Below are 22667 nucleotides of genomic sequence, written 5' to 3' on the forward strand. Positions count from 1 at the left end.
CTCCGGACCTCCCGGCGGAACACGGGCGGGCCCTTTCCCCGGGGCGGGAGCGGAGCCGGCGACCCCGGGCCGCCGGAACACCCGGCCGGCCCGCCGGGGAAGAGAGGCCGCAGGACTGCCACACCCGGCCGGCAGGACTGCCGCACCCGGCCGGATCGCAGGACCTTGTACGGGCCCGCGGCCCCGCCGCCGGCCGCGGCCTCTCACCAGACGAACGCCTCGCCGTCACCGCGCTTCTCGACGCAGTACGTGCGAAAGGCCTGGGCCTTCGCGACCATGTCCTCGTCCCCGGTACGCCGGGCGGCCTCCACGTACCAGTCGAACGCCGCGGTGGCGTGCGCCTGCCGCTCGAAGTGCAGCTCGGCGAACCGGCGGAAGCCCGCCCGCATGGTCTGCGGGGTCAGGTTCTGCCCGGAGCCGAGGAGTTCCTCGATCTCGGCTGCGGTCGGCTCGGGCCGCTCGATGATGCGGACCGGCTCGGTGGCGGGGACGGCACCGCGGATCTCGATGGGCTCCTCGGCGTCCGCGAAGTCGAGACAGACCGAGAGCCGGGCGGCCTTGGACGTGCTGCGCGCGGAGTGGGGGTCGGTGGAGTGGATCTTCCACACCTCACCGCGGCGGATGTGGTAGACGGTGTCGTTCTCGGAATGGAGGGATTCCTCGCTGGTGCGCAACGGGATCTGCACCCGGGTACCCGGCTCGGCCCACTCGAGGAAGTCCACGTGCGGGGCGATGATCCCGTCACGCAGACTGAAGATGCGCACCCACTGCAACCGGTCCAGGGGGAAATGCGAACTCACCATGGACATGATGCCCGGCAGCTGCTTTCCCAGCTCGGTGAGGGACAGGCTGCCCTCGTGCGGGCGGAACGCGGTGTCGGAATCGGCGCCGGTGCCGTTGGCCAGCACATGGGACGACCAGGACCCGAAGGTGAAGGTGTCGTATTCGCCCCCGTACTCGTGGCCGTCCACGACGGACAGTTCGGAATCCAGGTCGTACGAGTCGATGGGTAGCACCGCAAGCCGCTGCGACTTCAGCAAGGAAATCCCCTCCACACGCGATTGTTTGATGAACCCGGAAACTGCTGGGGGTTCCTCCCGGCCGTCACCATAATTCTCCGGGCAAGACCATGGCAATGAAATGAGCGCTCACGCGCTCGTGCGGCCGGAAACCCTCCCGCCTCCACCCCGCTCGCGTATTTCCGGTCCAGGCTCGCCGGGAGGTCCGCCGGTGCCGGCGAAGGCGTCCCGCACCGCCCCGCCGCCCCGGGACCGGCCGCTGCGCACCACCCGTCCCCCGGCCCGGACAGCACCGCACGGGGTCGTGACTGTCCTGTCGGCGGGACAACCGGCGCCCGGCAGGACGTCCGCGCCGTCATTGCTTGCATGGGTTTCCCCGGCCATCTACGTTGGCGTCGCGATGGCCTTCCGGTGACGTATCGAAATACGTGATCAAATTCCACCGGGCGTTCCTTTCCGAGACGGCTTTCACCCCGGGACCGAGAGCACCGCGACACGATCCGGCCGCCGCACGGCAGACACCGCCCCGCACAAAGGGGTGCACGTCAGCCATTTCAAGGATTCTCATCGACGCGACAGCGGAAAGAACCCCGGTGGCCGTGCGGGCGGTGACGGTCCGGGGCCGGGACCGACCGGAAATGGCGTGGGCGGGCATTCCCGTTCGACAGAGCAAGGGAAAGGCTGGCAATGGAATCGTCGCCGCAGGTGATCCACCAGCGAGGTGGACAGGACGAGACAGCACAACGACAGGCCGCGCCCCCGGGTGCGCCGGCACCCCTCGTACAGGAGATCTCGGCGCTGTGGGGGGAATACCTCGGCGACCGTGAAGTCGGACCGGACGACGACTTCTTCGCGCTCGGCGGGAACTCGCTGACCGGCATCAAAATCATCGACCGGGTGGCGCAGGACTACGGCGTCCAGCTGTCCGTACGCGACTTCTACCTGGCGCAGACCCCCGCCCGGGTCACCGAGCTGATCGAACAGGGGAGGGCGGCGGCGTGAGGCTGACGCCGGGCCCCGCGCGCGACGTCGACCTCGACGCCGTCGACCTGTTCGACCTGGACCTGTACAGCTCGGGCGATCCGCACCCGGTCTGGGACGTGATGCGCGAGAGGGCGCCGCTGCACCACCAGGTCCTGGCCGACGGACGGGAATTCTGGTCGGTGACCCGTCACGAGGACGTCTGCCGGGTGCTCGGCGACCACCGGGAGTTCACCTCCGAACGCGGCACGGTGCCCACCCACCTCGGGCAGGACGACGTCGCGGCCGGCGTGCTGCTGACCTCCACCGACCCGCCCCGGCACACCGAGGTCCGCAGGCCGCTGGGCTCCAGGCTCACCGCCCGGGCGGTCAGGTCGTGGGAGGACTCGATCCGCCGCTCGGTCGTGCGCTTCCTCCAGCCGGCCCTCGACGGAGACGTCTTCGACCTGGCCGAACAGGCGCTGCTCCTGCCGGCGATCGTCACCGGCCCGCTCCTTGGGATCCCGGAGAAGGACTGGGCAGAGCTCGTCCAGCTGACCGCGATGGTGACCGCCCCCTCGGACCCGCACTTCCAGCAGGGCAGCGAAGCCGCCACGCTGGCCATCTCCCACCACGAGCTCGTCACCTACGTCAAGGACTGGGTCAAGGAGCGGCGGGCCACGGGCCAGGAGGACGAGAGCCTGCTCAGCCACCTCATGAGCGTGCGCCCCGGCGGCGCACCGCTGAGCGACGAGGAGATCGCCCTCGACGGCTACAGCATTCTCCTGGGCGCCAACGTGACCACCCCGCACACCGTCTCGGGCACGGTGCAGGCGCTCATCGAGCGGCCCGAGCAGTTCGAGAAGGCGCAGGCCGACCCCTCGCTCATCCCGAACCTGGTCGAGGAAGGGCTGCGCTGGACGTCGGGCGCGTGCAACTTCATGCGGTACGCCGTCGACGACATCCACATCGGCGGCGGCACCATCCCCGCCCGCGGGGCGGTCGTCGCGTGGATCGGATCGGCCAACCGGGACGCCGCCCAGTTCCCCGACCCGCACCAGTTCGACATCACCCGCGGCAACGCCAAACGCCACGTCGCGTTCGGGTTCGGGCCGCACTTCTGCATCGGCGCCCCGCTGGCCCGGCTGACACTGCGCATCTTCTTCGAGGAACTCCTTGAGCGGTTCGGCTCCATCGAACTGGCCGGCGAACCGCAGCACCTGCGGTCGTACTTCATCGCCGGGATGACCCACCTCCCCATCACCGCGCAGAAACGGCAGACGCCATGACAACCGGCTCCGCCCCCACCCTGTCGCCGTATCTCGTCAGGCCGCCGTCCGCGGGCCACCTGGCCCGGATCTTCTGCTTCCCCTTCTCCGGATCCGGGGCGTCGGCCTTCAGCGCCTGGCCCGCCGCGCTGGATGACATCGAGGTCTGCCCGGTGCAGTTCCCCGGCCGCGAGAACCGGCTCGGCCACCCCCACTACGGCACCTACGAGGACCTCGCCGCCGACCTGGTGGAACACCTGGCGCCGCTCCTCGACCGGCCGTTCGCGTTCTTCGCGCACTGCGCCGGCGCGCTGCCCGCCTACGAGAGCGTGCTCAGGCTCGCCGAACTGGGCCTGCCCACCCCCGACTGCCTGTTCGTGTCGGGCCAGCCGGCCCCGCACGACGCGGCCGGCGACCCGATGCTCGCCATGTCGGAGGCCGAACTGCGCGCCGAGGTCGAGTCGTTCATCCGCGGCCGGGGCATCGAACCGCGGCCGGACATGGTCGCGCTCGGCCTCATGGTGCTGCTGCGCGACCACGCCGCCGCGAGTGCCTACCGGCGCCAGGAGCCCGTCCCGGTGCCCTGCCCCGTCGTCGTCGTGCACTGGCGCGACGACGCGGACGTGAGCCTGGGCGGCCTGCAGGGATGGCGCCGGTACGCGGACTCGGTCGAGTTCCGCGTGGTCGACGGCGGCCACTACGACTTCATGGACGCACCGGACGAGCTGCGGAAACTGCTGACCCGTTGGCTGTGAGCGCGGCCGGCCCGGCCAGGGCCGTACACCGAGGGAACCGGAAGGAATACGTATGAGTGGCGCAGCCACCGGTATTGCCGTCATCGGGATGTCGTGCCGCTTTCCCGGTGTGCACGGCCCCGCCGAGTTCTGGCGCCTGCTGCTCCAGGGGAAGTCCACCGTCGGGACGTTCCCCGAGCAGCGGGCCGCCGACGCGCACTCCCGCCACACCCTGCACCCCGACGCCGACACCCTGAACACGGGCTCGTTCCTCGACTCCGTCGACGGGTTCGACGCCGACTTCTTCCACACCCCGCCGGCGGAGGCCACCGCCATGGACCCCGTGCAGCGGCTGGGTCTGGAACTGGCCTGGGAGGCCGTCGAGGACGCCCGCATCCCGGCGAGCGTCCTCGCGGGCCGCGAGATCGACGTCGTGGTCGGCGCCGCGCCCTCCGGCTACGACCTGCTGCGCAGACTGTCGGGCAGCGACCGGGACGACCACTACGCCGCGCTCGGCTCCAGCGGAGCGCTGATCGCCAACCGGATCTCGAACCTGTTCGACGTGCGCGGCATGAGCCTGTGCGCGGACTCGGGCCAGTCCTCCTCCCTCGTGTCGCTGGCGCTGACGTGCGAGCGGATACGTGCCGGCGCGGTCGACATGGCGATCGCGGGCGGCGTGCACCTGATCACCGACCCCGAAGCGGGCGCCGGCCTGGCCAACCTGGGAGCCCTGTCACCCGACGGCAACTGCTTCCCCTTCGACGCGCGGGCCAACGGCTTCGTCCGCGGCGAGGGCGGCGCGTTCGTCGTGCTCAAGCGCCTCGACGAGGCCGTCGCCGACGGCGACCACATCTACGCCGTGGTGCGCGGCTGGGGCGTCAACAGCGCCGGCGCCACCTCCCGCATGCCGGACCCGAGCCCCGCCGGGCAGGCGGCAGCCGTACGGTCCGCCCTGCGGCGCGCGGACGTCGAGTTCAGCGGCGTCGACTACGTCGAGACGCACGGCACCGGCACCCGCCTCGGCGATCCCGCCGAGGCGTGCGGACTGCGCGAGGTGCTCCGGGAGAGCGGCCGCAGCAGCCCCCTGGTGCTGGGCGCGGTGAAGGCGAACGTCGGACACCTGGAGCCCGCCGCGGGAATCGTCGGCTTCGTGAAGGCGGCGCTGTGCGTGGACCGCGGCCTGCTGGTCGCCCATCCCGACTTCCGCTCGGCGAACCCCGCCATCCCCGCCTTCGAGCAGGACTTCGAAGTGCTGTCGGCCGCCCGCCCCTGGCCGGGCACACCGGACCGGCCCCGGCGCGCCGGCGTGTCATCGATCGGGATGGGCGGCACCAACGCCCACGTGATCCTCGAACAGGCCCCCCACGCCCACCCCGGACTCCCGGCGCCGGACGAGGACCTGCACGCCGGGGACACCCGCACGCCGGTGCCGTGGGTGCTGTCGGCGCGCTCGGAGCAGGCCCTGCGCGAACAGGCGGCCCGGCTGCGGGACCTGGTGAGCGCCGACGCCTCGCTGACGGCGGCCGACGTGGGGCATTCCCTGGTCCGCACCCGCACCTCGTTCGCGCACCGTGCGGTCGTCCTGGCGGCCGGCCGTCAGGAGGCGCTGGCCGGCCTCGGCCTGCTGGCCGCCGGCGACAGCGCGGCGCGCGCGGTACGCGGGACGGCCACCGGGCCGGCGGGCCCGCTCGTCTTCGTCTTCCCCGGCCAGGGATCGCAGTGGCTGGGCATGGGACGGCAGCTGTACCAGCAGTCCGAGGTCTTCGCGCACGCCATCGACGAGTGCGCGCGCGCCCTGGCGCCGTGGCTGGACTGGTCGCTGGTGGACCTGGTGACCGGCGCGCCGTCGGCGCCGTCGCTGGAACGCGGGGACGCCGTGGTCCAGCCCGCGCTGTTCGCGATGATGGTGTCCCTGGCCCGCCTGTGGCGGTCGCTGGGCGTGGTCCCCGACGCGGTGGTGGGGCACTCGCAGGGCGAGATCGCCGCGGCGTGCGTGTCCGGCGCCCTCGGCCTCAAGGACGCGGCGCGCATCGTCGCCCTGCGCAGCCGGGCCCTGACCGCCCTGGCCGGCCAGGGCGGGATGAACGCGGTGGCCGCGCCGTTGGCCTGGGTCCAGGACCGGCTCGGCCCGTGGTCCGGGCGGCTGTCCGTGGCCGCGGTCAACGGGCCGGCCTCCGTGGTGGTCTCCGGGGACCTGACGGCACTGGAGGAGTTCGCCGCGATGGCGGACGGGGACGGGGTGCGGGTACGCCGCGTCAGGATCGAGTACGCCTCCCACTCCCACCAGGTCGAACGCATCCGCGACCGGGTGCTGGAGGCCGCCGCGGGTGTCACACCCAAGGAGACAGCGGTGGAGTTCCACTCCACGGTCACCGCGGGACTGCTCGACACCCGCGCCCTCGACGCCTCCTACTGGTACGACAACCTGCGCTCCACGGTACGTTTCGGCGAGGTCGTGGAGAACCTGATGCGTACCCGCGGCGGCGTGTTCGTCGAGGTCAGCCCGCACCCGGTGCTCCAGGTCGCGATGGCGGAGACCGCCGACACGCTGACCGGCCCGCCCCCGGTGGTGGGCACCTTGAGCAGGCACGACGGGAGCCTCGGCAAGGTCCTGGCCTCGCTGGCCGAGCTGTACGTACGCGGGGTGCCGGTGGACTTCGGGCCGGTGTTCGCCGCCGGCCGGCCGCGCCGCGTCGGTCTGCCGACCTACCCCTTCCAGCGGCAGCGGTACTGGCTGACAGCGCCCGCCGCCACCACCGCTCCCGGCGCGCAGGCGGACGTGAGCGGCGCAGCGGCGGACCTGGACTCGCCGTCGGCGGTCCTCACGCTCGTGAGTACCGAGACGGCCGCGCTGCTGGGAGCCAGGGGCGCCGCGGTGACGGGACCCGACGTCCAGGCACGGTCGGCCGACACCTTCAAGGCGCTGGGCTTCGACTCCTCGATGGCGGTGGAGCTGCGCAACCGGCTCAACGCGGTGACCGGGATCCGGCTGCCGGCCACCGTCGCGTTCACCTACCCCACCCCGCACCGGCTCGCCCAGCGCCTCTTCTCCCTCCTCGGACCGAAGGTGCCCGACACCCCACAACCCCCACAACCCGTGGAGGAGCCGAGCCCGCAGGACACCAGCGACGACGATCTCTACGCCCTGATCGACCGCGGATACGTGTAGCCCCAGCCGTTTTTCAAGCAGAAGTTGAGGGAGGACCCGGTGGAGGAAGTCGACAAGCTCCGCTCCTACTTGCGACGTGCCGTCGGTGACGCGCAGGAACTGCGCGAGCGGGTGCGCGAGCTGGAGGAGTCCGCGCGCGAGCCCATCGCCGTCGTGGGTGTGGGGTGTCGCTTCCCCGGTGGGGTGACGTCCCCCGAAGGACTGTGGCACGTCGTGTCCGAGGGGGTGGACGCGATGGGCGACTTCCCGCTGGACCGCGGATGGGACGTGGAGGCGCTGTACGACCCGGACCCCGAGGCGCACGGAAAGACGTACACCCGCACCGGCGGGTTCCTGCCCGACCTCGCGGAGTTCGACGCGCCGTTCTTCGGCATCAGCCCGCGCGAGGCGCTGGCGATGGACCCGCAGCAGCGGCTGATGCTGGAAACCACGTGGGAGGCGCTGGAGCGGGCGGGGATCGACCCGGCCGCCCTGCGGGGCTCCCCGACGGGGGTGTTCACCGGGCTCTACAACGTCGACTACGGGCCGCGGATGGGCGGCGGCGCGGGCGGCGAGGTGGAGGGCTTCTCCCTCACCGGCACCTACCTCAGCGTGGCCTCGGGCCGGGTGGCGTACGTGCTGGGACTGGAGGGCCCGGCGGTGTCGACCGACACCGCGTGCTCGGCCTCGCTGGTGGCCGTCCACCAGGCCGTGCGCTCCCTGCGGTCGGGGGAGTGCACGCTGGCGCTGGCCGGCGGTGTGTCGACACTGCCGACGCCGGGGATGTTCGTGGAACTCGCCCGGCAGCGGGGCCTGTCGGCCGACGGCCGGTGCAAGGCGTTCGCGGACGCCGCCGACGGCACCGGCTTCTCCGAGGGCGCGGGCGTACTGGTCCTGGAGCGGCTCTCCGACGCACAGCGCAACGGCCGCAGGATCTGGGCCGTCATCCGCGGCTCGGCGATCAACCAGGACGGCGCCTCCAACGGGCTGACCGCCCCCAACCCCCTGGCGCAGCAGCGGGTCGTACGCGCCGCCCTGGCCGACGCCGGGCTGCGCGTCAGCGACGTGGACGCGGTGGAGGCGCACGGGACCGGCACCCGGCTGGGCGACCCCATGGAGGCCGAGGCCCTGCTGGCCACCTACGGGCAGGACCGCGAGCCCGGCAGCCCGCTGTGGCTGGGCTCGCTGAAGTCGAACATCGGCCACACCCAGGCCGCCGCCGGCGTCGGCGGCATCATCAAGATGGTCATGGCGATGCGGCACGGCGTGCTGCCCAGGACCCTGCACGTGGACCGCCCCTCCACCCACGTCGACTGGTCGGCCGGAGCGGTGGAACTGCTCACCGAGGCCCGCGCCTGGACCACGGCGCAGGGCCGGCCCCGCCGGGCGGGCGTGTCGTCCTTCGGGATCAGCGGCACCAACGCGCACCTGATCCTGGAACAGGCCCCCCGGACCCCGGAAACCGCCGAGACCCCCGAGACCCCCCAAATTCTCGAAACTGCCCAGACCCCGGAAACCGCCGGGATCTCCGGAACCGCCGAGGCCTCCGGAGCCCGTGAGGGCGCGAAGAGCTCTGGGACTCCCGCAGCCGTTGGGGTCCCGGCCGGCGGGTCGGTGCCGTGGGTGCTGTCGGCGCGCTCGGAGCAGGCCCTGCGCGAACAGGCCTTTCGGCTGCGGGAGTTCGTGGCCGCCGACGAGAGCCTGACGCCCGCCGACGTGGGACGCGCGCTGGTGACCACCCGCTCCCTGTTCGAGCACCGCCAGGTGGTGCTCGGCGCCGACCGGGAATCCCTGCTCACCGCCCTGGCCGCCGCCGCCGCGGGCCAGGAGCCCGGCCCCGCCGGCCCGGTGTCCGCGGTGGCGAAACCGGTGGGCAAGACCGTGTTCGTCTTCCCCGGCCAGGGGGCGCAGTGGGCCGCCATGGGCCGGGAACTGTGGGAGACCTCCCCGGTCTTCGCCGAGGAACTGCGCGCCTGCGCGCAGGCACTCCAGCCGTGGGTGTCCTGGCCGCTGATCGACACCGTCTGCGGAGGACCGCGGGCGGCGGACCTGGAGGACATCGACGTCGTCCAGCCGGTGCTGTTCGCGGTGATGGTGTCCCTGGCACGGGTGTGGCGTTCCCTGGGGGTGACACCGGATGCGGTGATCGGCCACTCCCAGGGCGAGATCGCCGCCGCCTACGTCGCGGGCGCCCTGACCCTGCAGGACGCGGCGAAGATCGTCGCCCTGCGGTCCCGGCTGCTGGCCACGGTCACCGGGCAGGGCAGCATGGCCGGGATCCTGCTGCCCGCCCAGCGCGTCCAGGACCTGCTGAAGGGACGCGAGTCCCGGATCGGGATCGCCGCGGTCAACGGACCGAACTCCACGACCGTCTCGGGGGAGAGCGGCGCGGTCGAGGAACTGGTCGCCATCTGCCAGGCCCAGGGCGCCCGCGCCCGCCTGATCAAGTCCAGCGTGCCCGGCCACTCCCCGCTGATGGACCGCTTCGACGGCCGCCTCCAGGCGGAACTCGGCCGCATCACCCCCCGCCCCTCACCGGTGGCGATCCACTCGACGGTGACCGGCGAACCGATCGACCCCCTGGACCTCGACGCGGCCTACTGGTACCGCAACCTGCGCGAACCGGTCCAGTTCGCGGCCGCCATGGGCAACCTGGTCGCCCAGGAACCCGACAGCGCCGTCATCGAACTCAGCCCGCACCCGCTGCTGGTGATGACCATCCAGGAGATGTTCGACACCACCCCCGGCGCCACCGGCTTCGCGGTGGGCTCGCTGCGCCGCGACGAGGGCGGCTTCGCCCGGCTCCACCGGTCGGCCGCCGAGGCCTTCGTGGCGGGCGCCGCGGTGTCGTGGCAGGCGGCGTTCGAGAGCGCGGACGGCCGGTGGGCCGAGCTGCCCACCTACGCCTTCCAGCGGCAGCGCTACTGGCTGAACACCCCCACCGAGACCACCACCGCGAGCACATCGGACCACCCGCTGCTCGACGCCGTCATCGAACTGCCCGACGACGGCGGGCACCGCGGAGTCGTGGGCAGCGGCCGGCTGTCGCTGGAGCGCCACCCCTGGCTCGCCGACCACACCGTCCACGGCGCCGCCCTGGTGCCCGCAACAGTGCTCGCGGAGCTGGCGGCGTGGGCCGCGCGCAAGGCGGGCTGCGACGTCGTCGGCGAACTCACCCTGGAAACACCCCTGGTGCTGTCCCGCACGGCCGAGCGCGAGATCCGCGTCGTCGTCGACGGCACACGCGAACTCAGCGTGCACTCCCGGGCGAAGGAGGAGGACCGGTGGACGCGCAACGCCACCGGAACCGCCACAACCGGGCCCGCGCCGGCCCACCAGGCCGACGGACTCACCGCGTGGCCGCCCCCGGGCGCGGTGAGCGTGCCCTTCGGGGACGAGCACACCCGCCCCGCCGCCCCCGGGCACCTGCCGCACGCCCTGCGGCAGGTGTGGCGCAAGGGCGAGACCCTGTTCGCCGAGGTCGAACTGCCCGCATCCGACACCGCCCACCACAGCCGCTTCACCCTCCACCCGGCGCTGCTCCAGGCCGCGCTGCTCCCGGTCGGCCTGGGACACTTCGTCGACACCTCCCGGCCCGAGGGCTGGCTGCCCTCCCGCTGCACGGGCCTGCGCATCGGCCCCGCCCAGGCGACCGCGCTGCGCGTGCGGCTGGCCCCGGCGGGCGAGAACACCCTGTCGGTGACCCTCGCGGACCAGAACGGAAACCCCGTCGCCGCCATCGCCTCACTGACCCTGGAACCCGTGGACGTCGCCCGGCTGACCGAGCTGAGCTTCGACCACCAGGACTCGCTGTTCCAGGTGGACTGGGAACCCCTCCCGCTCCCACCCGGCCGGGCCACGGGCCGCTACGCACTGATCGCACCCGGCGCGCACGCCGTGCCCCCGGCACCGGGACAGGCCTCCTACGCCGACTTCGAGGAACTCGCCGCCCGCGGTGACGACATACCCTCCCTCGTCATCGCGTGCGTCGAACCCGCGGACGGCGCCGACACCCCCGCCGCCGTCGAGCACACCCTCCACCGGGTGCTGCGCTGGACGCAGGGCTTCCTCGGCGACGCGCGGTTCTCCGCCGCCCGCCTGGTCCTGGTGACCCGGGACGCGTTCCACGACGAGCAGGTCACCCGCACCGATCCCGCGGCGGCCGCCCTGTGGGGATTCGTGCGCGCCGCGCAGAGCGAGAACCCGGGCCGCTTCACCCTCGTGGACACCGACGGCCGGCCCGACTCGTGGGCCCTGGTGCCGGCGGCGGCCGGAACCGGCGAAGCCCAGCTCAAGATCCGCTCCGGCATGGTGAGCACCCCCCGCCTGACCCACCTGCCCGGCCGGGGCACACCCGGCCGGACACCGGGAACCTCCGCACTGGGGACCGGCTCGGTACTGATCACCGGCGGCACCAGCGGCCTGGGCGCCCTCCTGGCCCGCCACCTCGTCCACCGGCACGCGGTACGCCGGCTGGTGCTGACCAGCAGGCGCGGAGCAGCCGCCCCGGCCGCTACCGCCCTGCGCGAGGAACTGACCGGAGCCGGCGCCCACGTCGACATCGTCGCCTGCGACGTCACCGACCGCGACGCGCTCGCCGCACTGATCGCCGCGGTGCCCGCCGAACACCCGCTGACCGCGGTGATCCACTGCGCCGGCACCCTGGACGACGGCATCGTCCAGGCCCTGACCGAGGAACGCGTGAACGCGGTCCTCGCCCCCAAGGTGCGCGGCGCATGGCACCTGCACGAGCTGACCGCCCACCTCAACCTGTCCGCGTTCGTGCTGTTCTCCTCGATCGCCGGCGTCCTGGGCACGGCCGGCCAGGCCAACTACGCGGCCGCCAACGCCTTCCTCGACGACCTGGCGCACACCCGCCGGTCCCAGGGACTGCCGGCCGGCGCGCTGTGCTTCGGCTTCTGGGCGGAACGCAGCGAGATGAGCGCCGGCCTCAGCGACGCGGACGTCGCACGCATGCAACGCCAGGGCGTACAGCCCCTGTCGACGCCGGAAGGACTCGCGCTGTTCGACGCGGCGCTCGCCGCCGACGCGCCGGTACTGGTGCCCGTACGGCTGAACCTCGCCGCACTGCACACACCCGACCCCGCCCGGCCCACCTCCCCGCTGCTGCGCACCCTGGCCGGGACACCCGCCTCACCCGGCGGCCCGGCGGACGGGGAGCCGGCCGGCCCCGCCCTCGCCCAGCAGCTGAAGTCGCTGCCGCCCGAGGAGGCCGAGACGGCGCTGCTCGATGCCGTACGCACCCAGACCGCGCTCGTCCTCGGTCACTCCGACACCGGACGGGTCGGCCCCGCCGAGACGTTCAAGAAACTCGGGATCGACTCGCTGACGGCACTGGAACTGCGGAACAAACTGGCGGCGGTGACCGGCCTGAAACTGCCCGCCACCCTCGTCTTCGACCACCCCAACCCGGCCGCCCTCGCCCGGTTCCTCCAGCAGAGCGCCACCCCCGACACCGCCGCCGGGCCGCAGTCCCCGGCCCGTCACCTGGTCAAGGAGATCGAAGGCCTGGGCGCCCGGCTCGAGGACGCGTTCGACGCCCTCGCACAGGAGGACCGGACCACCATCTCCACTCTGCTCGGCGAACTGCAGGGCCGAGTCCGTTCGATGACGGGCGCCGGATCACCGGTCGGCATCGTCGACCGGATCAGTTCGGCCTCGGCGGGAGAACTCCTCTCGCTGCTCGACAAAGAACTCGGCTAGGGGAGAGCGATGACCAACGACAACAACGCCGAGGTCCTCGACTACCTCAGGCGGACCTCGATCGAACTGCTCGAGACACGCAAGCGCCTGCAGGAGGTCACCGACGCCGCAGCCGAACCCGTCGCGATCGTCGGTGTCGCCTGCCGCTACCCCGGCGGGGCGACCTCCCCGGAGGAACTGTGGGAGCTGGTGCGCACCGGCGCGGACGTCGTGTCCGACTTCCCCGACGACCGCCACTGGGACCTGGAGAACCTGTACCACCCCGACCCCGACCACCCCGGCACCTGCTACACCCGCTCCGGCGGATTCCTCTACGACGCCGGTGACTTCGACGCCGACTTCTTCGGGATCAGCCCCCGCGAGGCGCTGTCCGCCGACCCGCAGCAGCGGCTGCTGCTGGAAACCTCGTGGGAGTCGGTGGAACGGGCCGGCATCGACCCCGAGACGCTGCGCGGCAGCGACACCGGCGTGTTCGCCGGCCTCGCCTACTTCGGATACGGCAACCACTTCGAGACCCCCGAGGCCATCGCCGGCTACGGACAGGTCGGCTCCCTGCTGAGCGTGGCCTCGGGCCGGGTGGCGTACACGCTGGGCCTTCAGGGCCCCGCGGTGTCGACCGAGACCGCCTGCTCCTCGTCGCTGGTGGCGGTGCACCAGGCGGTGCAGTCGCTGCGGCAGGGCGAATGCGGCCTGGCCCTGGCCGGCGGTGTCACCGTCGTGGGGATGCCGCAGGTGTTCCGGGAGATGTCACGCCAGCGGGGCCTGGCACAGGACGGCCGGTGCAAGGCGTTCGCGGACGCCGCCGACGGCACCGGCTTCTCCGAGGGCGCGGGCGTACTGGTCCTGGAGCGGCTCTCCGACGCACAGCGCAACGGCCGCAGGATCTGGGCCGTCATCCGCGGCTCGGCGATCAACCAGGACGGCGCCTCCAACGGACTGACCGCCCCCAGCGGCCCCGCCCAGCAGCGCGTCATCAAGTCGGCGCTGGCCAACGCCCGGCTGCAGGCGAGCGAGGTGGACGTGGTGGAGGCACACGGCACCGGCACGACGCTCGGCGACCCCATCGAGGCCGGCGCCCTGCTGGCCACCTACGGGCAGGACCGGGACGAGGCCGGCCCGCTGTGGCTGGGCTCGCTGAAGTCGAACATCGGCCACACCCAGGCCGCCGCCGGCGTCGGCGGCATCATCAAGATGGTCATGGCGATGCAGCACGGCACGCTGCCCAGGACCCTGCACGTGGACCGCCCCTCCACCCACGTCGACTGGTCGGCCGGAGCGGTGGAACTGCTCACCGAGGCCCGCGCCTGGACCACCACGCAGGGCCGGCCCCGCCGCGCCGGCGTGTCCGCGTTCGGAGTCAGCGGCACCAACGCACACGTCATCCTGGAAGAGGCCCCGCCGCAGGAACAACCACAGCAGGACGCCCCGCACCCGGACGTCACCGCCGGCCCGGTGCCGTGGGCGGTCTCGGCCAAGAACACCAGAGCCCTGCAACAGCAGGCGGCCGCCCTGCACGACTTCCTCGCCGCCGACGCCGACCTGGACCTCGCCGACGCCGGCTGGTCCCTGGTCTCCAGCCGCACCCCCTTCGAGCACCGCGCGGTGGTCCTGGGACACGACCGGGACGAACTGCTGAACGCCCTCAAAGCGCTGCGCGACGGCGCGGAGTCCACCGACGTCGTCCGCGGCGTCACCGCACAGCACGGCGGCACCGTCTTCATGTTCCCGGGCCAGGGCTCACCCTGGGCCGGCGCGGCACGCCTGCTGTACGACACCTTCCCCGTCTTCGCCCGGAGCCTGGACGAGATCTGCGCACACTTCGACACGCACCTGCCCTTCGCCCTCAAACCGGTACTCCTCGCCGACGACCCCGCCGAACGCGAGCGCACGGACATCGCCCAGCCGGCCCTGTTCACCCTCCAGGTCAGCCTCTACCGGCTCCTGGAGCAGTACTGCCCGCGCCCGGATCACCTGATCGGCCACTCCGTCGGCGAGATCGCCGCCGCCCACGTCTGCGGCGCCCTCGCCCTGGACACCGCGACCCGGCTGGTGGCCGCCCGCGGACGCATCATGCGCACGGTCACCGAGCACGGCGCCATGCTGGCCGTACGCGCCTCAGACGCCGAGGTGAGCGCCCTGCTCCCGGCCTACGAGCGGGTCGGCATCGCCGCCGTCAACGGTCCGGACTCGGTGGTCGTCTCCGGCCTGCGCGACCAGGTCCACGCCCTGCGCAACCGGCTCCTGGCCGACGGCAGATCCGCGAAACTCCTCCCCGTCGACCACGCGTTCCACTCCCCGCTCATGGACCCGGTCCTGGCCGAGTTCGCGACGGCGCTCGGCACGCTGCCCGCCGGCGAGATGAACGTGCCCCTCGTCTCGACCCGGCTCGGACGCAACGCCACGCTCCAGGAGCTGACCTCCGCCGAGTACTGGGTCCGCCACGTCCGGGAACCCGTCCGCTTCCACGACGCGGTGCAGTGCGCCCGCACCGCAGGCGCGAGCGTCTTCCTCGAGGTGGGGCCGGGAGCCACCCTCACCGGCATCACCCAGGAGGCCTTCGCCGGCGCGGGCATCGACGACACGCTGGTCCTGTCGGCGTCACGGCGCGACCGCCAGGGACCGCGCGCCCTGCTCACCGCACTGGCCGCCCTGCACGTCACCGGCACCAGCGTGAACTGGGACGCCCTGTTCGGCACCCGCCGCAAGGCCGACCTGCCCACCTACGCCTTCCAGCGGCAGCGCTACTGGCTGGACTTCCGGGCCGGCGGCACGCCGGCGGACGTCACCTCCGCCGGCCTGTCCGCCCTCCAGCACCCGCTGCTCGGCGCCGCCATGGACCACCCCGGCACCGACGAGGCGGTCTTCACCGGCCTGTGGTCCCTGCGGACCCACGGCTGGCTGGCCGATCACACCGTGTTCGGCGTGGCCGTCGTACCGGCCACGGCCTACCTGGACCTGGCGCTGACGGTCGGCGACCACGTCGGGTGCGCCGCCGTGGAGGAACTCACCCTCGAAGTCCCCCTGATCCTTCCCCCCGCCGGCGACATGCAGATACGCATCGTCGCCGGCACGGCCGACGACACCGGACGCCGCACCCTGGACGTGTACGCAAGGCCCGGCGACGACGGCCCCGCGGGCGGCTGGACACGGCACGCGCGGGGGAACCTGGCACCGGGCACACCACGCCCGGACGGCCCCGCCCCCCAGACACCCCCGCTCACCGTGTGGCCGCCGGCCGGAGCCCGCCGGCTGGACGCCGGCGGACTCTACGACACCTTCGCCGACGCGGGCTTCGACTACGGCCCGGCCTTCCGCGGGCTGCGCGAGGTCTGGCAGCAGGGCGAGGACCTCTTCGCCCTCGCCACGCTGCCCGACACCGCCGCGAGCCAGGCAGGCGGCGCCTTCGCCCTGCACCCCGCACTGCTGGACACCGTCCTGCACGCGGTGGTCGCCGGCGGCGTCATCGAGGTGACGGGCGAGCAGGGCTGGATGCCCTTCTCCTGGTCCGGCGTGGAACTGCACCGGCCGTGCGGCGCGAGCGTACGGGTACGCCTCACCCCGGCCGGCGAAGGCGTCGTGTCCGTGACGGTCGCCGACGAGCACGGCCACGAACTCGCCCGCATCCAGGCGCTCACGTTCCGCCCGGCGAACGCCGAACAGGTCCGCGCCGCACACGGCGCCCCGCAGTCGCTGTACGAACTGCAGTGGCGCCCGCCCGCCCCCGGCACGCACACAACCCGCCGCGGCTCCTGGGCCGTCCTCGGCACGCCCGGCGGCCCGGCCTCCCGCCTCCTCGACGCGGCCGGCGCCGACACCGCGCTCCACCCCCGCCTGGACGACATCCCGCCCGGGCAGGCGCCCGCACACCTCGTCCTGTACCTGGACGACACCACCACCGCCGCCGGCCCCGATCCGCTCCGCACGGTCGCCGACACCGACAAGCACGTCCTGGAGACGCTCCAGCGCATGCTCACCGAGGAACCCCTGGCCCACACCACGCTGGTGGTGCTCACCCGCCGGGCCCTTGGCACCGGCACCCACGACAGCGTCCAGAACCTGCCCGGCGCGTCCGTGTGGGGCCTGGTCCGCTCCGCGCAGACCGAGCACCCCGGCAGGTTCAAGCTGGTGGACATCGACGACGAGAAGTCGTCCTGGGCCCGGCTCGCGGACACGTTCACCCTGGCGGAGGACCAGCTGGCGCTGCGCGCCGGCGCCCTGCTCGTCCCCCGCCTCGCCGCGGCCGCGCCCGCGGACCGCCGCCTCGACGCGCCGCCGGCCGGACACCGCCTGGGCCTTCCCACCAAGGGAACGCTGGAGAACCTGACCTGGGTCCCGTGCCCCGAGGTGGACGCACCCCTGACAGCCGGTCAGGTCCGCATCGCCGTCCAGGCCGCGGGCCTCAACTTCCGCGACGTCACCATCGCGCTGGGACTGGTGGACCGCACGGCCATCGACGCCGGAGTCGGCAGCGAGGGCGCCGGAGTCGTCCTCGACGTGGCGGACGACGTGACCCGCCTGGCACCCGGCGACCGGGTCACCGGCATCTTCACCGGCGCCTTCGGCCCCACCGCCGTCGCGGACCACCGCACCCTCGTGCCCGTCCCCGACGGCTGGAACTACGCCCAGGCGGCGTCCATGCCGTGCACCTTCCTCACCGCCTACTACGCGCTCTTCCACGCCACGAAGCTCCGCCGGGGGCAGCGCATCCTCATCCACGCCGCGGCAGGCGGCGTCGGGATGGCCGCCGTCCAGCTGGCCCAGCACCTCGGCGCCGAGATCTACGCCACCGCCAGCCCCGCCAAATGGCCCGCCCTGCGCGCCCTGGGACTGGACGACGACCACCTGGCCTCCTCACGCGACCTGGACTTCGTCGACAAGTTCCACCGCACCTCCGGCGGCCGCGGGGTGGATGTCGTCCTCAACTCGCTCGCCCACACCTTCGTCGACGCCTCGCTGAGGCTGCTCCCCGAGGGCGGCCACTTCCTGGAGATGGGCAAGACCGACATCCGCGACCCCCGCCAGGTGGCAGCCGACCACCCCCAAGTCCACTACCGGGCCTTCGACCTCTACGAGGCGGGACCGGACGCGATCCACGACATGTTCCAGGCCGTCATGGAACTGTTCGCCGACGGCCGGGTACGGCTGAACCCGATCTCCCTGCGCGACATCCGCGACGCGCGCCACACCTTCCGCGAGATGAGCCAGGGCCGCCACACCGGAAAGCTGGTCCTCGACATGGGCGCTGGCTTCGGCGGCGGCACCGTGCTGGTCACCGGCGGAACCGGGGGAGTGGGCTCACTCGTGGCCCGCCACCTCGTCACCCGGCACGGCGTACGCAGCCTGCTGCTGGCCAGCCGCAGCGCAACGGCCGCCGACGGGGTGCCCGAGCTGGTCGCGGACCTCGAGAACGCGGGCGCCGCGGTACGCGTCGTCGCCTGCGACGTCGCCGACCGCGCCGCCGTGGCCGGCCTGCTCGCCACCGATCTGCCCGGCCGCTACCCGCTGACCGCCGTCGTGCACGCCGCGGGTGTCCTCGCCGACGGCACCGTCGAATCGCTGACCGCCGACAGCATCGACCACGTACTGCGCGCCAAGGCCGGCGGCGCACTCCACCTGCACGAACTCACCCAACAGCACACCCTGTCGGCGTTCATCCAGTTCTCCGCCCTGGCAGGCACCCTCGGCAATGCGGGACAGGCCAACTACGCCGCCGCGAACGCCTTCCTGGACGGCCTGGCGGCCCGGCGCAGCGCCGCCGGCCTGCCCGCCACCTCACTGTGCTGGGGCTGGTGGGAACAGAGCAGTGGCATGACCGGCGACCTGGACGAGGCCGACCTGGCCCGCCTGCGGCGCACCGGCATCGCCGCGATGGCGACCGGCGAGGCACTGGCCCTGTTCGACGCGGCGTGCGCGAGCGGCAAACCGGTCCTCGTCCCGGCCCGCCTGGACCTCGCCGCGCTGCGCGAACGGAGCAGCGAGGAGCTGCCCCCGCTCCTGCGCGACCTCGTCGACGCCGGCCGGCCCCGCCGCACCCGGGCCGCCGCGGCCGGCGGCGGCACCTCGCCCGCACTGTCCGCGAAGCTGGCCACGCTGCCCGCCGACGAGGCCCGGGCAGCCGTCCTGGACTGGGTCCGCGAGCAGGTCGCCGTCGTCCTTGGACACTCCTCCGGCGCGGGGGTCGACGTCGACCAGGCGTTCACCCCGCTGGGCATTGACTCGCTGACCGCGGTCGAACTGTGCAACCGGCTGGCCGCCGCGACCGGACTGCGCCTGCCCTCCACCCTCGTCTTCAGCTACCCCACCCCGCGCGAGCTGAGCGAACACATCTGCGGCCTGCTGCGCCCGCCCGCCGACGACCACCCCGCCGGGGCCGCCGAGAGCGCCGAGGACATCGCGGTCCGCGAAGTACTGCGGAGCGTTTCGATCGAGCGCCTGCGCGACGCGGGCGTCCTGGAGCTGGTCCTTGCGTGCGCCCAGGAACCCGCGCCGGGCGGCGACGCACCGGCGCAGGCCGGCGCGGACGAACTGTCGGACCTGGATCTGGAAGCACTGGTCGACCTGGCTCTGGATGAGAAGAGGTAACGGACATGACCAACTCCGCGGAACATGCGGCGGACGGCGCGGACCGGGTCCAGCGGGCGCTGCGCACCCTGCTGGAGGAACGCGACCGCCTCCGCCAGGAGAACGACGCCCTGAAAGCCGGCCGCGGCGAGCCGGTCGCCGTGGTGGCCATGGCCTGCCGCTACCCGGGAGGCGTCTCGACCCCCGAGGAACTGTGGGACGTGGTCCGCGAGGGCCGCGACGTCGTCGGTGACTTCCCGCAGGACCGCGGATGGCGGGACGTGTACGACCCCGACCCGGATGCCGCGGGCAGCGCCTACACGCGCCAGGGAGGGTTCCTGGCCGACGTGGCCGGCTTCGACGCGGAGTTCTTCGGCATCAGCCCGCGTGAGGCACTGGCGGTCGACCCGCACCACCGCCTGCTGCTGGAGACGTCGTGGGAGGTCTTCGAGCGGGCCGGCATCGTCCCCGCCGACGTGCGCGGCGAAGAGGTCGGCGTCTTCTCCGGGGTGAGCTCCTCCGAGTACGGATGGCGCTTCCTCGAAGGCGGCCGGCAGGACCTGGAGGGCTACCTGCTGTACGGCAGCGCGCTGAGCGTCGCCTCCGGGCGGGTGGCGTACGAACTGGGCCTGACCGGACCGGCGGTGTCGGTGGACACCGCCTGCTCGTCGTCGCTGGTGGCCCTGCACATGGCGGTGCAGTCGCTGCGCTCGGGGGAGTGCTCGCTCGCCCTGGCGGGCGGGGCGCTGGTGATGGCGACGCCCGCGATGTTCGTGGAGTTCTCCCGGCAGGGCGCGCTGTCGCCCGACGGCCGGTGCAAGGCCTTCGCGGACGGAGCCGACGGGACCGGCTGGGCCGAGGGGGCGGGGGTGCTGCTCCTGGAGCGGCTGTCCGACGCACGGCGCAACGGCCACCCGGTCCTGGCCGTCGTCCGCGGGTCCGCGGTCAACCAGGACGGGGCCTCCAACGGGCTCACCGCCCCCAACGGCCGCGCCCAGGAGAAGGTCATCCGCAAGGCGCTGGCGAACGCGGGCGTCACGGCCCGCGAGGTGGACCTGGTCGAGGCCCACGGCACCGGAACGGTACTGGGCGACCCCATCGAGGCAGCCGCGCTGCTGGCCACCTACGGGCAGGACCGGGACAGCGGCAGCCCGCTGTGGCTGGGATCGCTGAAGTCGAACATGGGCCACGCCCAGGCCGCCGCCGGAGTCGGCGGCGTCATCAAGACCGTGCTGGCCATGCGCCACGGACACCTGCCCAAGACCCTGCACGTGGGCAAGCCCTCGCATCACGTGGACTGGTCCTCGGGCGCGGTCGAGGTCCTGGCGCAGGGACGTGAGTGGAAGCGGGGCGCCGACCCGCGGCGGGCCGGCGTGTCCTCCTTCGGGGTCAGCGGCACCAACGCGCACGTGATCCTGGAAGAGGCCCCGCCGCAGGAACAGCGCCAGGACACCGCGGGCGCGGGTGTCGTCGGCGGGCTGGTGCCGTGGGTGGTGTCGGCCAAGAGCGCCAGAGCCCTGGAACAGCAGGCGGGCAAGCTGCGGGATCTCCTGGCCGCCGACGCGGACCTGGACCTCGCCGACGCCGGCTGGTCGCTGGTCTCCAGCCGCAGCCGGTTCCAGCACCGCGCGGTGGTCCTGGGCCGCGACCGGGACGAACTGGCGGCCGCACTGGCGTCGTTGAGCCAGGGCAGGGAATCGGCCACGGTAATCCGCGGCACTGCCCGGGACCTCAAAGGCGTCGCCTTCGTCTTCCCGGGCCAGGGCTCCCAGTGGGTCGGCATGGGCCGCGAACTGTACGACGCCTTCCCCGTCTTCGCGCGGAGCCTTCAGGCGTGCTCGGCCGCCCTGGCCGAGTGGGTCGACTGGTCGCTGCTCGACGTGGTGCGCGGCGTGCCGGGCGCACCCACCCTGGACCGGGTGGACGTGGTGCAGCCGGCACTGTTCTCGGTGATGGTGTCCATGGCCGCCCTGTGGCGGTCCTTCGGTGTGGAGCCGGCCGCGGTGGTGGGCCACAGCCAGGGCGAGATAGCCGCCGCCCACGTGTGCGGTGCGCTGTCCCTGCGGGACGCCACCCGCGTCGTGGCACTGCGCAGCAAGGCCCTGGTCGGCCTGATCGGGCACGGCGGGATGGCGTCGGTCGCGGAGTCCGAGCAGGTGGTGCAGGAGCGGCTGGCTCCGTGGAACGGCCGGGTGAGCGTCGCCGTCGTCAACGGACCCCGCTCGGTGGTGGTGTCCGGGGAACCGGACGCCCTCGACGAGTTCGTCGAGAAGATGAAGGCCGACGGCGCCCAGGCCCGGCGGATATCCGTCGACTACGCCTCCCACTCCCACCACGTGACCCGGGTCCGCGACGACGTGCTCGCCTCACTGTCCGGCCTGAGCCCCACCTCGTCGAAGCTGCCCTTCTACTCGACCCTGTACGGCGAGATCACCGACACCGCGGAGCTGAACGCCGACTACTGGTACAACAACCTGCGCGAGAAGGTCCGCTTCGAGTCGTCCGTGCGCCGGCTGGCCGAGGACGGCTTCGGGGTGTTCGTCGAGATGAGCCCGCACCCCGTGCTGACCGTCCCGGTGCAGGAGATCGTCGAGGACGTGGACGACGCGCTGGTCCTGTCGTCCTCGCGGCGCGGCCGGGGCGAGGTGGAGGCCGTGCTCGGTTCGCTGGCCGCACTCCACACCCGCGGCGGACCCGTGGACTTCGGCACCCTGTTCACCACACGCCGGCGGGTGGATCTGCCGACCTACGCGTTCGCCCGGCAGCGGTACTGGCTCAACTCCTCGCCCACCGCAACCGGCCCGGCACACATGCCCCCGTCCCAGCCGGCCCCCGGCGAGGAGAGCCGCCTTTCGCTGTCGGAGCAGATCTGCGCCCTTCCCCCGGACGACGCGCAGGCACTGGTCCTGGACCACGTCCTGGAAAGGGTCGCCGTCGTCCTCGGGCATTCCTCGAACGAGACCGTAGGACCGGACGACGAATTCATGAAACTCGGATTCGACTCGATGCTGTCGTCGGAGCTGAGCAAACGCCTCACCGCCTCCACCGGACGCAAACTGAAGCCGAACGTGGTGCTGCGGCACCCCTCACCACGCCTGATCGCCGGGCACATCGTGTCCCTGATGGCCACCGGCGACACCCGCTGAACGTGGTGAACCCACCGTGCCCGGCACGCGGTTCACCCCGCACCAAGTGTCCCGCCGGCGGGACACCGCAAGCGCGACGGCGGCGTGTCCCGCCGGGAACCGAGTTG

General features: G+C 73.0%; 7 protein-coding genes and 1 pseudogene. 7 read left to right on the forward strand and 1 reads right to left on the reverse strand.

The features are described from left to right. Positions 1–203: 203 nt before the first annotated feature. Positions 204–1040 carry a putative nonproteinogenic amino acid hydroxylase gene (locus ACFYP4_RS23025; protein WP_388787575.1) on the reverse strand — a complete coding sequence of 279 codons (837 nt, stop codon included), beginning with the start codon at positions 1038–1040 and terminating at the stop codon, positions 204–206. 666 nt (positions 1041–1706) lie between these two features. Between ACFYP4_RS23025 and ACFYP4_RS23030 the strand changes: the two genes are divergently transcribed. The 7 genes and pseudogenes from ACFYP4_RS23030 to ACFYP4_RS23060 all read left to right on the forward strand — a co-directional run bounded on the left by ACFYP4_RS23030 (position 1707) and on the right by ACFYP4_RS23060 (position 22560). Continuing rightward, the gene (locus ACFYP4_RS23030; protein WP_358853465.1) at positions 1707–2021 is read left to right on the forward strand and encodes an acyl carrier protein; all 315 of its coding nucleotides are present in this window, start codon (positions 1707–1709) and stop codon (positions 2019–2021) included. Further along, entirely contained in the window at positions 2018–3268 is a 1251-nt protein-coding gene (locus ACFYP4_RS23035; RefSeq protein ID WP_388787579.1) for a cytochrome P450, read from the forward strand. The genes ACFYP4_RS23030 and ACFYP4_RS23035 overlap by 4 nt, the downstream gene beginning before the upstream one ends. Continuing rightward, positions 3265–4002, forward strand: a complete 738-nt coding sequence (locus tag ACFYP4_RS23040; protein WP_358853463.1) for an alpha/beta fold hydrolase — start codon at positions 3265–3267, stop codon at positions 4000–4002. The genes ACFYP4_RS23035 and ACFYP4_RS23040 overlap by 4 nt, the downstream gene beginning before the upstream one ends. A 52-nt stretch (positions 4003–4054) precedes the next feature. Further along, entirely contained in the window at positions 4055–7150 is a 3096-nt protein-coding gene (locus tag ACFYP4_RS23045; RefSeq protein WP_388787582.1) for a type I polyketide synthase, read from the forward strand. A gap of 81 nt (positions 7151–7231) precedes the next feature. Continuing rightward, positions 7232–12853, forward strand: a pseudogene (locus ACFYP4_RS23050) (SDR family NAD(P)-dependent oxidoreductase); the annotation flags it as partial. A 66-nt stretch (positions 12854–12919) separates the two neighbouring features. Beyond that, the gene (locus tag ACFYP4_RS23055; RefSeq protein WP_388787635.1) at positions 12920–19435 is read left to right on the forward strand and encodes a type I polyketide synthase; all 6516 of its coding nucleotides are present in this window, start codon (positions 12920–12922) and stop codon (positions 19433–19435) included. A 5-nt stretch (positions 19436–19440) separates the two neighbouring features. Continuing rightward, the gene (locus ACFYP4_RS23060; protein ID WP_388787584.1) at positions 19441–22560 is read left to right on the forward strand and encodes an acyltransferase domain-containing protein; all 3120 of its coding nucleotides are present in this window, start codon (positions 19441–19443) and stop codon (positions 22558–22560) included. Positions 22561–22667: the final 107 nt, after the last annotated feature.

The sequence above is a fragment of the Streptomyces sp. NPDC005551 genome, assembly GCF_042871785.1.
GTDB lineage: Bacteria > Actinomycetota > Actinomycetes > Streptomycetales > Streptomycetaceae > Streptomyces.

Coding starts and splice junctions, on each gene's coding strand:
- ACFYP4_RS23030 (WP_358853465.1), top strand. CDS start 1,707: ATGGAATCGTCGCCGCAGGTGATCCACCAGCGAGGTGGACAGGACGAG.
- ACFYP4_RS23040 (WP_358853463.1), top strand. CDS start 3,265: ATGACAACCGGCTCCGCCCCCACCCTGTCGCCGTATCTCGTCAGGCCG.
- ACFYP4_RS23045 (WP_388787582.1), top strand. CDS start 4,055: ATGAGTGGCGCAGCCACCGGTATTGCCGTCATCGGGATGTCGTGCCGC.
- ACFYP4_RS23060 (WP_388787584.1), top strand. CDS start 19,441: ATGACCAACTCCGCGGAACATGCGGCGGACGGCGCGGACCGGGTCCAG.